This is a genomic window from Virgibacillus sp. GM2-2 (assembly GCF_055329585.1).
In genome coordinates this window covers 165,398-178,739 of the sequence record NZ_JBUZWC010000005.1, presented here as the reverse complement: position 1 = coordinate 178,739, position 13,342 = coordinate 165,398, and the positions used below count along the sequence as shown (strand labels likewise).

Here is a 13,342-nt window from a genome sequence, read left to right as displayed (position 1 = left end):
AGGAATTACGATGCATGGAAATGTATTCATTGTCGGACTTGGTTTGATAGGTGGATCGATAGCACTTGGTATTAAAAAGCAACATCCAGAGGCTACAATCTATGGATACGACGTGAGACAAAATGCAGTAGATACGGCCAAATCACTTTCGATAATTGATAAAAAAGTAATTTCTATTAGTGAAGCTGCTGAGTCAGCAGATTTAATCATCTTGTCTACACCCGTAGTAGAGATGACAAAAATAATGAAACAACTATCCATACTGACACTTAAAAAAGACGTAATAATCACGGACACAGGGAGTACAAAAACTAGTATTATGAAACTTGCAAATCATTTATGGAATGAAGAACATTCTTTTGTTGGTGGACACCCGATGGCAGGTTCCCATAAATCAGGTGTAGAAAGTGCAAAAGCTCACCTTTTTGAAAATGCATATTATATACTGACTCCTCAATCCAATATTTCTGAAGAAAAGATAAATGAATTACAACAATGGTTAGGAGGTACTAGTGCTCACTTTCTAGTACTTGATGTAGAAGAACATGATGCTATAACAGGCGTTATTAGTCATTTTCCACACCTTATAGCAGCTGGTTTAGTTAAGCTAGCTAAAAAGGAATCAATTAAAAATCCACTTGTTAGTCTGTTAGCTGCAGGCGGGTTTAGAGATATAACAAGAATTGCATCGAGTAGCCCAAGCATGTGGAAAGATATCGTCAAACAAAACCGCGACAATCTACTTGATTTATTGGATAATTGGATGGCAGAAATGAATAACATACGAACAATCTTGCATCAAAATGAGGAGCAAGCAATAACGGGATTCTTTCAGGAAGCAAAAACTTTCCGAGACGCACTTCCTGTTCGTTCCAAAGGTGCAATTCCATCATACTATGATTTATATGTGGATGTCGTGGATACGCCAGGTGCAATTGCCAACATTACAACCATTTTAGCTGAACAAGAAATAAGTATCACCAACCTCCATATAATCGAGTCACGAGAAGGATTATTAGGCGTTTTGAGGATTAGCTTCCAAAAAGAAGAAGATCGCACAAAAGCTCAAAACCTTCTAAAAATAAATGATTATCATGCTTTTGAAGCAGCATAAAACAAATGATGTATTTTGTGTAAAAAATGTCGTTCAAAAAGTTCGTGTATTCCCTTATGGAAAAAAGAAAGTATTATCCGTATAATAAGAGTATATGAACTGTTCATCTAGAAGGGATTTGTAAGACGTTGGAATTAATAGAAGAACAAAGCAATTTAATTACGAAAGATCATCTTGTTGCACTTTACACGATGATTAGCAAGCAAGGAAATGACAAACAAGCACAAAATATAATTGATCTCTATGAAAAATTTCAGAAGCAAGAATTAGTCATTAGTTTCGCAGGGCATTTTTCTGCTGGTAAATCATCCATTATTAATGAGCTTTTAGGTAAGTCCTTATTGCCACAAAGCCCGATTCCTACAAGTGCTAATTTAGTAAAAATTACTTCAGGTGATGACGGGTATGCCAGGGTGTATTTTCATCACGAAAAACCAGTCGAGTACGCTGAGCCATATGATATTGATTTAATAAAAGATTATTGCAAGGATAAGGATGCAATTAAAAAAATAGAAATAAACGCCTCTGATTCCATTTTGCCACGAAGTACTGCAGTTATGGATACACCTGGTATTGATGCAGCAGACGATGCAGATCGATTAATGACAGAAGGTTCCTTACATCTAGTTGATGTGATGTTTTATGTGATGGATTATAATCACGTGCAATCAGAAGTGAACTTAGAATTTCTACGTGCAATTCAAGAAAAGAATATTCCATTCTTTCTCATTGTAAATCAAATCGACAAGCATAACGAAGATGAATTACCTTTTTCGACATTTACGAACAAAATTAAACAAACGTTTAATCAATGGGGAATTATGGCAGATCAAATCTTCTATACCTCTCTACTTGATCCGAACGTGCCGCATAATCAGTTAAGCGAATTAAAATCTTTTCTTTCTAATCTAGTAACGGATAAAAAAGAGAGCTATTACTCCATTGAACGATCAATCGCGCAAATATCGGCAGACCACAAGCATTATGTAAGTGATCAATACACGGAAGAAATTGATTTAATAAAAACCGATTTGGACGTTCCTAATTCAGAAACAGAACACTTAGTAAAACTGGATGAGCAATTAAATGAACTGGAAGTATTACCTGAGAAAATTGACAAAGACTTTATCCAAACAATTAATAGCACATTAGACAATGCATATATTATGCCAGCAACACTACGAGACAAAGCTAAGTCATACTTGGAATCAGAACAACCTGATTTTAAAGTAGGGTTGCTAGGATCAAAGAAAAAAACAGAACAAGAAAAAAAGAATCGTTTGCATTTATTTCTAGAACCTTTACAAGAGAATCTTGAAAAATCTATCCAATGGAAGCTTAGGGATAAGCTCATTGAGTTAATGAAAAGCTACGAGATCTCCGATTCTGAATTAACTCAAAAAGCACAGAGTATTTTTGTTAATTATACTAGTGAAAATTTAGAAAGTTTGATTAACCCTGGTGCGAAGGTTAACGGAGAATCCGTATTAAATTACACGAATGATGTAAAAAATGATATTAAAAATAAATTTAAGCGAGAAGCGATAAGTTTAAAAGAAGTAGTATTATTGAACATTAATAAAAAAATTAAGGAACGAATGAAGTTACTTGAGGTTGAACGAAATAAATTACAAGAAGCAGAAGAAGTTACGAACCAAATTATTACCTTAGAAAATGAAAGAAACGAAACATTAGCTAAGATTGATTATATAGTTGAACATCCAATTGCTACAAATGAAGAGTGGAATGTATTTAAACGTGAGCTAAATCAACGAAATGCTATAACGCAACAACAAGCTCCGCTATTCACTAAGGAAAAAGAAAAAAATGAGAAGGTTAATAAAAACGATTCAATGCGTGAAAACCAAAAAAATTATCAGGTGGATAATGTGTCACTGGACATCAAGGAAACCATTGACACGATTGAATCAATACCAGGTTTTGAACAAATTTTACGTGATCTTACAAATAAGCAAAAAAAATTAGATAATCGATCGTTTACGATAACACTTTTTGGTGCTTTTAGCGCTGGTAAATCATCATTTGCTAATGCTTTATTAGGCGAATCTGTGTTACCTGTTTCACCCAATCCAACTACTGCTACCATTAATCGAATTGTACCAGTTTCTGAAGATCACCCACACGGTTCAGTAATTGTTACGATGAAGAAAGAAGAAACGCTTATACAAGATATCTTAACATTGCTTAAAGGTTTTACAACTAGCAGCGAAAGTATTGAAGGGTTATTTAACTGGTTAAGTAACACAGACATTTCTTCCATGTCTAAAATGCATTTTAATTACTTGCAAGCATTTATGGAAGGTTATGAAACAATGAAAGACATTATTGGTGGGATGGTCGATACAAATATTGACACATTTACGTCTTATGTCACTGACGAAACAAAAGCCTGTTTTGTAGAATCAATTGATTTGTACTATGATTGTTCATTAACTAAGCAAGGAATTACGTTAGTAGATACTCCAGGGGCCGATTCAGTAAATGCAAGACATACCAATGTAGCATTTGAATATATTAAGCATGCCGATGCAATTCTTTATGTAACGTACTATAATCATGCTTTGTCACGTGCTGATAAAGACTTTTTAATGCAGTTAGGACGGGTAAAGGAATCATTTGAATTAGACAAAATGTTTTTTATCATCAATGCTGCTGATCTTGCTAAAGATGCGGACGAATTGTTATTGGTGGAAAATTATGTAAATGAACAACTATTGCAATTAGGGATACGTTTTCCAAAGCTTTTTCCTATTTCAAGTAGGGAAACGATCGCAAATAAAGAAGCAAAAGAGCCTTTAAATAATAAGATGGTCGATTTTGAGGAACAATTTTTCCAATTTATTCACCACGATTTGCTGAAGCTTAGTATCGAATCTGCACTTTGGGATATAAGACGGGCATACAACTCTATTTCTGCATATGTGGAATCTGTCAGTATGTCAGTAGATGAAAAACAAAAACGAAAACAAAAATTACAAGCTAATAAAGAAACCGCAATACAGGAAATACAGGGATTAGACGAAAATTCATATAAACAGGGTATAAACCAGAAGATTGATAAACAGCTTTATTATGTCTTAGACCGACTTTCTATTCGTTTTCATGATATGTTTAAGGAGATGTTTAATCCAGCAACAATTCAAGAATCAGGAAAGGCTGGAAGAATACAAATCAATGAATGCATGCAGGAACTATTAGATTATGTTGGCTATGAACTTCTACAAGAGTTACGTGCGGTTTCATTACGAATTGAATCTTTAATTCGTAGCCAAGTAAAAGAAATGGAAAACGTACTCGAAGAAAAAGTAAATAATATTGATACTAACTTCAGCTTACCAAATGATATTGACTTTGAACTACTGTCGCCAAACCTTGAGAAAGCATTTACTCATTTAACAACAGAAGCTTTTGCAAAAGCGTTATCACTCTTTAAAAATCCAAAGTCCTTTTTTGAGAAAAACGAAAAAGAGCAGATGAAAGAAGCAATTTATGCGATACTCAAACCATATGCAGAATCATATATCGAAATCAACAAACAAGTAATTACGGATGAGTATAGTGTACAATTGGACCGAACGATGAAAATCGCTAAAGATTCCTATGTTACGAGCATTGACACCTATGTCGAAGGTCTAGTAAAAATTCTTACCCAATCAGAAGATAAAACAGCATTACTTTCGAGACAAAATACACTGAAAACAATCATAAATAACTATGAAATAATTAAATAGGGAGGATTAGCATGGATAAACCAACCGTGTTATTAGTTGATGGGATGGCATTATTATTCCGCGGATTTTTCGCAACATCATTTAGGGGTAATTTTATGCGGAATAGTGAAGGAATTCCAACAAACGGCATGTATCAATTTTTACGTTATATGCTAGATGCTGTCGATACGTTCAGCCCGACGCATGTTGTATGCTGTTGGGATATGGGTAGTAAAACGTTTCGTACGGAAATGCTTCCCGACTATAAAGCAAATCGCTCAGAACCACCTGAAGAATTAATCCCTCAATTTGACCGTATAAAAGAAATTATGGACATTTTTACTATTCCAAATGTTGGATTAAAAAACTTTGAAGCTGATGATTGCATCGGTACTTTAGCAAGAGAATACGCTACAGATAATGAAGTTTTAATTTTGACTGGTGATCATGACATGCTACAACTTGTTGATAGTGGGATACAAGTAGCAATTATGAAAAAAGGACAAGGAAATTATGACATTTACACTACGGATAATTTTCTTGAGAAAAAAGGGATAGTACCTAAACAAGTAATCGATATTAAAGCGTTAATGGGTGATACTGCCGACAATTATCCTGGTGTAAAAGGAATTGGGGAGAAAACAGCATTAAAACTTGTTCAAGAATATGAAACGATTGACAATCTCTTGGAAAATATCGATCAATTACCAAAAGGTGTGCAAACCAAAATTAAAAACAATTTGAACATGCTAAAATTATCAAGAGAGTTGGCCGAGATCAAATGTGACGTACCAATTAGCTGCTCATTAGAGGATGCTTTGTGGAATTGTGATAAAGGCATCATTGAAGATCGACTTCGTGAATTAAACTTTAATAATTTGGCTAAATTGGTAAAAGTGTAAGGCTCATTGTTATTTATTTTACCTTCGTATTTGAAGTAAATTGCGAACTAGTGAAAATTTATGATTATGGTAACAGCAACGTTGATTTCCGCTGCAGACAAGGCTAGTGAAGGAACACTTTCGACCGTACTGGAAAGAATGCATGCAGGATGTCAGCTAGCGGACACACGATTCCTTATTTGTGAAAAATAAGGGTAAATGCGGTTGTTATCGGACTCAGGATTCCTTATTTGGGTAAAAACAGTTGAAAATCATGTTTTTTAGCTGAATAAGGAATCGTGTGTCCGTTAATCCTCAAAATAAAGGTAAAAAAGGTAAATAAGGCATCCTCAGTCCGATACCAAGCAGTCACTAGCCCCCTGGTTAGTTCGCAGTTTACGTATTTTGTTGGCAAAACAACAACCCCTTAGAATAAAGTCATATGGAAAAAGAAAGGATGAGGGATATTTCTCCTCATCCTTTCTTTATTAAGGTTTTAAAACGACTTTTATACAATCATCTTCCCGTTTATTAAAAATATCGTATCCATGAACCGCTTCATCAAGTGGTAATTTATGCGTAATTATTGAAGAAGGATCAATTTGATTGCTGACAATCATATCGTACAATCCTGACATATATGCTCTAGCGGGGGCTTGTCCCATTTTTAATGTGATATTTCTGGTGAAAAGTGGACCAAGTGGAAACATGTTATACAGTCCACCATACACACCGGTTAATTGTACAGTTCCACATTTTTTTACTGCTTTAGAAGCAATTTGAATTGGACCGAGCGTTCCACCCTGTAATTTTAATTTTTGCTCTACAAATTCTAGCGGCGATTTTTTCCCATCCATCCCTACGCAATCAATAACTACATCAGCACCGCCTTTTGTTAATTCCTTTAACGTTTCACCCATGTCCTCATCTTTGGTAAAATCAAACGTTTCGGTTTGGTTCATTTTTTTCGATTTCATTAAACGGTAATCATAATAATCAATTGCAATGACTCTTTCTGCTCCTTTTTTCCACGCAAATTGTTGAGCCATTAATCCAATTGGTCCACACCCTAACACTATTACAGTGTCACCTTTCTTGACACCTGCATGCTCTACACTCCAGTAAGCTGTTGGCAGCACATCTGACAAGAAAAGGAGTTGTTCATCGTCCAACTCACAGTCATTAGGGATTAGAAAAGGAGTATAATTACCAAAAGGTACACGCAAGTATTCAGCTTGACCACCTGGATAATTACCGAATTTTTCTGAGTATCCTAAATAACCACCCGAATCATAATGTGGGTTTGAATGATCACATTGACTTTCTAAGTGATTTGAACAATATTGACATGTGCCACAAGCCACGGTAAACGGAATTACTACTCTATCTCCTTTTTTTACCTTTGTTACATTGGGACCGACTTCCTCGACAATTCCCATTGGTTCATGTCCAATGACGTATCCGATTGGTAAGGGAAAGTTTCCTTTATATAAATGCAAATCAGACCCACATATAGCAGTAGAGGTTATTTTTACAATTACATCTTCCGGATCCTGAATGGATGGATCATCAACTTTTTCAATACTAATCGAATTTTTACCTTGATACGTAACCGCCTTCATAATTTAGCCTCCAAAATGTAGTAGTTATTTTATCATCAGTAAATAACCCTTTTTTATACAATAAATATTCAATAACCAGAGAAAAGGGGGTGCGGGTATTTTGCGGATGGTTAGGGGTATGCTTTATACCTTGCCAGGGTATACGGTATACCCCCTGTATTCATAGAAATTATTATGGATATGAAGAAATTTTATGTATAATTAGTTTAGGATGAGAGGTGAAAGGAATGCAGAAATTATTTGTTTACGGAACATTACGAAAAGAAAATCGAAATCACTATTATTTGAAAGAAGCAACGTGTACATGGAACCAATGTTGGGTGAATGGTTCGTTATATGACACAGGTCGTGGTTATCCTGTACTAATACAGAAAGAGCTGCAAGGTAAAGTTTACGGTGAACTATATGAGGTTACTTTAGAACAATTAAAACAAATAGATCAATTAGAAGAATATGTTGAGAATGGACCAAATAATTTATATGAACGAAAATCTATTACTGTTACGAATGATAAAGGACTAAAAACAGAGGCATTGGTCTTCTTTGGAGGTAGAAACTTAATTAATTCCGAGGACTTAATCGAATCTGGTGACTGGAATGTACATACGTACTTACAAAAAGAACACTTTTTATACTTCGCTTATGGTTCTTGTATGGACAATGAACGTTTTACACTTCAAGGTGTGAATCATCATTTTGAGAAAGTATTGGGGTGTGGGTTGTTAGAAAATTATGAGCTAAAATTTTCAAGAAATTCTAATGACGGCGGAAAAGCGGATATTGTTGAAAATCATGATGAAAAAGTGGAGGGTAAGGTATATCAAGTACCTTTAGATGCTGTCAATTATTTATATAAACGTGAGGGTGTCTTTGCAGATGCATACCGTCCCATAATTGTCACCATATTATTAAATGGAGAAAGTAAACGAACGATTACCTTTATTGGTACAGAAAAGGAAGCTGAAACTAGACCAACAAACAAGTACGCGACTGAAATTTTACGAGGTGGGGAAGGTTATTTAAGCGCCACATACTTTGATAGACTACAGAAAAAAATAAATGGACTATTAAATGAGGTGTGAAATGGTATTTAATTTAAAAGATATTTGTGTAAAAGATATAATTTCGATTAGCAATCTCACCATACCATCACAAGCAATCACATGTATTGTTGGGCAAAGCGGAAGTGGGAAGTCTACATTATTACGCTTATTAAATAATCTAGATAACCCAGATGAAGGAACGATTTATTATAGAGAAAACGATGTTAGAACTATCGATCCCATTGAATTAAGACGCAAAATAACAATGGTTCCACAAACACCAGTAATGTATCAAGGATCAATTAAAGATAATTTGATTATTGCACTCAAATTTTCTGAACAGAATATAGTTTCAGATGACCAATTACTAACTGTTTTAGAATTGGTAAGATTAGATAAGGATTTAGAAGTAATGGCGGAAGATTTATCCGGAGGAGAAAAACAACGTCTAGCTCTAGCACGTGCTATGCTATTAGATGCAGAAGTATTTTTACTTGATGAACCTTCTTCGTCATTGGATGAACAAACAGCATCAGACGTAATTAATGCTTTTATAAAGCAGATAAAAGAAAAGAAAAAGACAGCCATTATAGTAACACATGACACAAAGTTAGCAGAAAAAATTAGTGATAAGACTATTTATATGAATAACTATACTGCCAAGGAGGGCAAATAGTATGGATGAAAGTGGTGCGATTAATTTAGGTATTTGGCAGCTCTTAACCGCATATATTTTTGTTCTTCTGTTATTAATTATAGTTAAATTAAAAAAAATACCACGCGAGAAATTAATTGTCCTTTCGACCATCCGAATGACACTACAGCTTATCTTAGTTGGGTATGTTCTTATTTTTATTTTTGAAAATCCAAACCCATTTTTAACACTAGGGATCATTTTATTTATGCTTGGTTTTGCCATTTTTAATGTGTATCAACGGACGAAAGAAACGATCCATATTTCCATTAAAAAAATGATTGCTCTTGCAATGATGATTGGTATCAGTATTAGTTTAGCATTTTTTATGCTAGTCGTATTACAGCTTGATCCATGGTATGATCCATTATACTTTATACCAATCGGAGGAATGATTATTGGTAAGACCATGACCGGTATTTCTCTAGGCGTTAATAATTTGTTAATCGGTATGCGAGAACAAAAAGGAAAAGTAGAAGCTGCTTTAATGATGGGAGCTACACCGAAAGAGGCATCAAAAGAAATCATCAACCAAGCTTTTGACTCTGCTATGCTGCCTACGGTAAATGCTATGGTAGGGATGGGTATCGTTTTTTTACCTGGCATGATGACAGGACAAATTATATCAGGAACATCACCTTTGGTTGCAGTTGAATATCAAATTGCAATCATGCTTGGAATTGCGGGTACTGTATCGTTAACGGTAGTGATTTTTTTGCACCTCGCATATAAGACATTTTTTAATGAGCGTCAACAACTAACTATTAGACGAAAATAAACTGCTCAGGTTACAAAACACCTGAGCAGTTACTGCTTTAAAATATAACTATCCCCGTTTACTAAAATTTCTTTTTTGAAAACTTTTGTCTATTAGGTTAATCTCATCAATTATATCCCTATCTGATGCAAACTCCACATTTTCAACGCTTTGATCTTGAATACTATTCCTTTCATTTTTACGTTTTAATCGCTGTTTACCCATATACGAACCTCCTAATTTGAACTAATTAATAGATATTTTACCCTGATATGATAAAATAAAACGAAGAAAATTGTATAGAAAATTGAAACATTATTGCACTCTAATACGTATAAAGTAATAAGGATATTGAATGAAATGAGGTGAAATAATATGACCATTCTAGGCTGGATTATTTGGGGGATAATTGCCTTTATCGTTATTCTTGCGTTTGCACTCCGTCGATTTTATGGCGAAAGACCTGATATGAACGAAAGTCAAATCCGAGCAGAACAACAGGCGAAAGAATTTCAAAATATAAATACATTTACAGACGGTCATTAAATGGGGTACCAGGTACTTTTGTTTTGTACCTGGTACATTACATGACTTCTTTTATTCCTTTCTTTACTAACCACCAATTGGCAGGATAACTTGTAAGAAAACCAATAATCATTGCGATTTGCATCATAAACCAATAAGTTATATTCGATGGCTCTGGTGGTGTTGAGAAAAGTACATAATGAACAATAGCCATCCAGCTAAACATCCCTATCTCGAATGTAACTAAGGATAACGTATCTGCTTTAATTGACTTCTTAAATGCTGCAAATTTTCCAACCTCTTTGTTCATTGGGTAAACAGCAAAGAACTGAAATAGAATACCAAATAAATATGCCAATACAAACTGAATAATATAATGGGTAATTAAGGTTGAACTTAAAATAGTTAGTCCAGTAAAGATCACAATTGGTATTCCAACGACATCACCAAGTGTACAACCTGCTGAACAATGACTTGTCGACATATAAACCTTTGAAGGAAAACCTCTCTTATCTTCATTATCACTATCTTTTGCTTTCAATTTACCCCATTTAAAATAAGTCCATATCCCAATTGGTCCTAAAAACCAACCATTTATCGGCCATACAACATTCATAATTCGCATCATTTGAGGATGCTTCATAATATCAATTAGAATAATAAATGAAGAAACTATTCCAATTATAATAGCAATCCATGAAATAAGTGTTAGACTTTCCAATTGAAATCACCTCTGTAAATCGTTTCCCTTATTTTGTCTAGAAAAACATTGAGCTTTTTTAGACAATTTAAGAAGCAAACCATTTACGAAGAGTGTCTTAAAAGTATACTGAGAAAGGTGTGTTTACAATAGCATTCACAGAGCATGAACGAAAAGAAATGATCGAAAAGCACCATCAATTAAAACCTATTATCGAAATGGAACCAATATTTTGGTTGAATCCTAATAATAAACTTATCCGGGATTTACCTTACTTGCCGATTAGTATAAGAGATATAGAAGAGGCAGAGGCTTTATGGCAAAGATTCGCACCTTTTTTAGCGAAAAAGTTTCCGGACACAAGGGTTACAAACGGAATAATTGAATCTTCGCTTAAACAAATAGATTCCATGAAACATGAATTAGAAAAAAAGTATATAACATTACAAGGTGGCGAGTTCTATTTAAAGTGCGATCATGACCTACCAATAGCTGGGTCCATTAAAGCGCGCGGTGGTATCTATGAAGTGCTTTATCATGCGGAAAAGCTAGCCTTAGAAGCAGGGTTATTATCGAAAGATAGTAATTATGAAGTGTTTGCTAGTGACCAATTTAAACAGTTTTTCAGTAAATTTACTATCGGTGTTGGTTCAACGGGTAATCTAGGATTGAGTATTGGGATTATTAGCGCTGCACTTGGCTTCCATGTTTCCGTTTATATGTCTTCCGATGCAAAACAATGGAAAAAAGATCTGTTACGTTCGAAAGGCGCTACAGTACAAGAATTCGAAGGTGATTTTAGTGAAGCAATTACTACCGGTAGAGAAAAAACAAATGCTGATCCAAACGGTTATTTCATCGATGATGAAAATTCAAAACAATTGTTTTTAGGCTATAGTGTCGCTGCACTACGACTTAAGAAACAACTAAATGAGCAAAATATTTCAGTAGACAAAGAGCATCCATTATTTGTTTATTTACCTTGTGGCGTAGGAGGCTCTCCAGGTGGAGTGACTTTTGGATTGAAGCAAGTTTTTGGCGATAACGTACATTGTTTTTTTGTCGAGCCAACACATTCTCCAGCTGTCCTGGTTGGACTGCTAACAGGTAAGATGAACGAAATAAGCGTACAGGATTTCGGTTTAGACAATCGTACAGAGGCAGATGGATTAGCTGTAGGACGTCCGTCACAATTTGCTACAGGAATTAGTGATCATTTAGTAAGTGGAATATATACAATTGAAGATAATGACCTGTATACGTTACTAACTATGCTGGTAGATACAGAAGAAGTGTATTTAGAACCATCTGCAACTGCTGGGCTTTTAGGACCAATAAAAGTTTTACAATCAGATTATATGAAACAACATGAATTAAAAACTGAAAACGCAACACACATTGCTTGGGCAACAGGAGGAGCACTTGTTCCAAAGGATGATATGAAACGTTTTTATGAAAAAGGAAAAAAATTAGTGAAATAAATAAAGGCAAGATGATCATGACAGGTCATTTTGCCTTTATGCACGACACTAAATTTACCATTTTTCCGAATAATGATAATATAAAGGTTATCTTAGAGTTTGTTAGGTGGAAGAATTAAATGTTTAAGATTCTATATATTATAATTAGCACACTAGTCGTATGTAGTTTATTAGCTTATATTGAACATGCGGTAGAAATAAATTATGTAATTAAGACTAGCTGTAAAATTTCCTTTTTCTTTATAAGCATTTGGGGATACATATTATTGTTTAAAGACTTTCACTTTAAAGATCCAGTAAAGATGCATCGGATGTCTAAAAAAGAATGGTTACGATTATTGATGCTTGGTTTATCATCAGCGTCCATTGTGTTAATCGCTTATTTAGCTTTACAACCAATTATTGATATGGATAGCATAAAAGCAGACATAGTAGGTCGATTAGGTATATCACAAGCGGGATTTTTGTTTGTTGGACTATATGTATCGCTTGGAAACTCTTTTTTAGAAGAATACTATTTTAGGGGATTTATATTTTTAAACTTACCAAAAAGATGGGGCTACTTATACAGCCCATTATTATTTGCATCGTATCATATACCGATGATCATGCTATGGTTTGGCCCGTTGCTCATTATTGCTTGCTTTGTTGGATTGTGGATTATTGGTCTTGTATTTCATAAGGTTAACGAACAAAATAGTACAATTTGGGCCTCATGGATTATACATATATGCGCAGATATAATGATTATTTTAATAGGGTGTACACTATTTTACTAACGAAGGAGTAAGAAT

The 13,342-nt window shown here is 34.4% G+C and carries 13 protein-coding genes; 10 read left to right on the top strand and 3 right to left on the bottom strand.

Annotated features, from left to right (window positions below; translation table 11 throughout):
• The first annotated feature begins 10 nt into the window (after positions 1 to 10).
• The 4 genes from ACY9Z2_RS08580 to ACY9Z2_RS08565 all read left to right on the top strand — a co-directional run bounded on the left by ACY9Z2_RS08580 (position 11) and on the right by ACY9Z2_RS08565 (position 5,939).
• A complete protein-coding gene (locus ACY9Z2_RS08580; protein ID WP_463609211.1) occupies positions 11 to 1,114 on the top strand; it encodes a prephenate dehydrogenase in 1,104 nt (367 codons plus the stop codon).
• 128 nt (positions 1,115 to 1,242) lie between these two features.
• Positions 1,243 to 4,866 (top strand): dynamin family protein, encoded by a 3,624-nt coding sequence (locus tag ACY9Z2_RS08575; RefSeq protein ID WP_463609210.1) that lies wholly within the window; start codon positions 1,243 to 1,245, stop codon positions 4,864 to 4,866.
• A gap of 11 nt (positions 4,867 to 4,877) precedes the next feature.
• A complete protein-coding gene (locus ACY9Z2_RS08570; RefSeq protein ID WP_463609209.1) occupies positions 4,878 to 5,747 on the top strand; it encodes a 5'-3' exonuclease in 870 nt (289 codons plus the stop codon).
• A 60-nt stretch (positions 5,748 to 5,807) separates the two neighbouring features.
• Positions 5,808 to 5,939 carry a hypothetical protein gene (locus ACY9Z2_RS08565; protein WP_463609208.1) on the top strand — a complete coding sequence of 44 codons (132 nt, stop codon included), beginning with the start codon at positions 5,808 to 5,810 and terminating at the stop codon, positions 5,937 to 5,939.
• A gap of 275 nt (positions 5,940 to 6,214) precedes the next feature.
• Here the strand turns inward: ACY9Z2_RS08565 and ACY9Z2_RS08560 are convergent, their stop codons facing one another.
• On the bottom strand, positions 6,215 to 7,348 hold the full coding sequence (locus ACY9Z2_RS08560; protein ID WP_463609207.1) for a zinc-dependent alcohol dehydrogenase: 1,134 nt from the start codon (positions 7,346 to 7,348) through the stop codon (positions 6,215 to 6,217).
• Positions 7,349 to 7,575: 227 nt separating this feature from the next.
• Between ACY9Z2_RS08560 and ACY9Z2_RS08555 the strand changes: the two genes are divergently transcribed.
• The 3 genes from ACY9Z2_RS08555 to ACY9Z2_RS08545 are packed head-to-tail and all read left to right on the top strand — an operon-like array spanning position 7,576 to position 9,863.
• Positions 7,576 to 8,430 (top strand): gamma-glutamylcyclotransferase family protein, encoded by an 855-nt coding sequence (locus ACY9Z2_RS08555; protein WP_463609206.1) that lies wholly within the window; start codon positions 7,576 to 7,578, stop codon positions 8,428 to 8,430.
• A 1-nt stretch (position 8,431) separates the two neighbouring features.
• Positions 8,432 to 9,067 carry an ABC transporter ATP-binding protein gene (locus tag ACY9Z2_RS08550; RefSeq protein WP_463609205.1) on the top strand — a complete coding sequence of 212 codons (636 nt, stop codon included), beginning with the start codon at positions 8,432 to 8,434 and terminating at the stop codon, positions 9,065 to 9,067.
• Position 9,068: 1 nt separating this feature from the next.
• Complete coding sequence (locus tag ACY9Z2_RS08545; RefSeq protein ID WP_463609204.1) at positions 9,069 to 9,863, top strand: ABC transporter permease; 795 nt, start codon at positions 9,069 to 9,071, stop codon at positions 9,861 to 9,863.
• A 48-nt stretch (positions 9,864 to 9,911) separates the two neighbouring features.
• Here the strand turns inward: ACY9Z2_RS08545 and ACY9Z2_RS08540 are convergent, their stop codons facing one another.
• Entirely contained in the window at positions 9,912 to 10,067 is a 156-nt protein-coding gene (locus tag ACY9Z2_RS08540) for a hypothetical protein (RefSeq protein WP_463609203.1), read from the bottom strand.
• Positions 10,068 to 10,217: 150 nt separating this feature from the next.
• Between ACY9Z2_RS08540 and ACY9Z2_RS08535 the strand changes: the two genes are divergently transcribed.
• On the top strand, positions 10,218 to 10,388 hold the full coding sequence (locus tag ACY9Z2_RS08535) for a hypothetical protein (protein WP_463609202.1): 171 nt from the start codon (positions 10,218 to 10,220) through the stop codon (positions 10,386 to 10,388).
• Between the two features lie 37 nt (positions 10,389 to 10,425).
• On the opposite strand, the gene ACY9Z2_RS08530 is transcribed toward ACY9Z2_RS08535, so the two are convergent.
• Positions 10,426 to 11,088: a DUF4396 domain-containing protein gene (locus ACY9Z2_RS08530; protein ID WP_463609201.1), complete on the bottom strand. Its 663-nt coding sequence runs from the start codon at positions 11,086 to 11,088 to the stop codon at positions 10,426 to 10,428.
• A gap of 128 nt (positions 11,089 to 11,216) precedes the next feature.
• Here ACY9Z2_RS08530 and dsdA point away from each other — a divergent pair, with 128 nt between their 5' ends.
• Both dsdA and ACY9Z2_RS08520 read left to right on the top strand, forming a co-directional pair.
• Entirely contained in the window at positions 11,217 to 12,548 is a 1,332-nt protein-coding gene (gene dsdA, locus ACY9Z2_RS08525) for a D-serine ammonia-lyase (protein ID WP_463609255.1), read from the top strand.
• Between the two features lie 119 nt (positions 12,549 to 12,667).
• The gene (locus ACY9Z2_RS08520) at positions 12,668 to 13,327 is read left to right on the top strand and encodes a CPBP family intramembrane glutamic endopeptidase (RefSeq protein ID WP_463609200.1); all 660 of its coding nucleotides are present in this window, start codon (positions 12,668 to 12,670) and stop codon (positions 13,325 to 13,327) included.
• Positions 13,328 to 13,342 lie beyond the last annotated feature (15 nt).

Excerpts from the sequence above, each read along its gene's own strand:
- ACY9Z2_RS08540 (WP_463609203.1), bottom strand. The coding sequence starts at position 10,067 with ATGGGTAAACAGCGATTAAAACGTAAAAATGAAAGGAATAGTATTCAA.
- ACY9Z2_RS08550 (WP_463609205.1), top strand. The coding sequence starts at position 8,432 with ATGGTATTTAATTTAAAAGATATTTGTGTAAAAGATATAATTTCGATT.
- ACY9Z2_RS08535 (WP_463609202.1), top strand. The coding sequence starts at position 10,218 with ATGACCATTCTAGGCTGGATTATTTGGGGGATAATTGCCTTTATCGTT.
- ACY9Z2_RS08560 (WP_463609207.1), bottom strand. The coding sequence starts at position 7,348 with ATGAAGGCGGTTACGTATCAAGGTAAAAATTCGATTAGTATTGAAAAA.
- ACY9Z2_RS08580 (WP_463609211.1), top strand. The coding sequence starts at position 11 with ATGCATGGAAATGTATTCATTGTCGGACTTGGTTTGATAGGTGGATCG.
- ACY9Z2_RS08520 (WP_463609200.1), top strand. The coding sequence starts at position 12,668 with ATGTTTAAGATTCTATATATTATAATTAGCACACTAGTCGTATGTAGT.
- ACY9Z2_RS08545 (WP_463609204.1), top strand. The coding sequence starts at position 9,069 with ATGGATGAAAGTGGTGCGATTAATTTAGGTATTTGGCAGCTCTTAACC.
- ACY9Z2_RS08570 (WP_463609209.1), top strand. The coding sequence starts at position 4,878 with ATGGATAAACCAACCGTGTTATTAGTTGATGGGATGGCATTATTATTC.
- ACY9Z2_RS08565 (WP_463609208.1), top strand. The coding sequence starts at position 5,808 with ATGATTATGGTAACAGCAACGTTGATTTCCGCTGCAGACAAGGCTAGT.
- ACY9Z2_RS08555 (WP_463609206.1), top strand. The coding sequence starts at position 7,576 with ATGCAGAAATTATTTGTTTACGGAACATTACGAAAAGAAAATCGAAAT.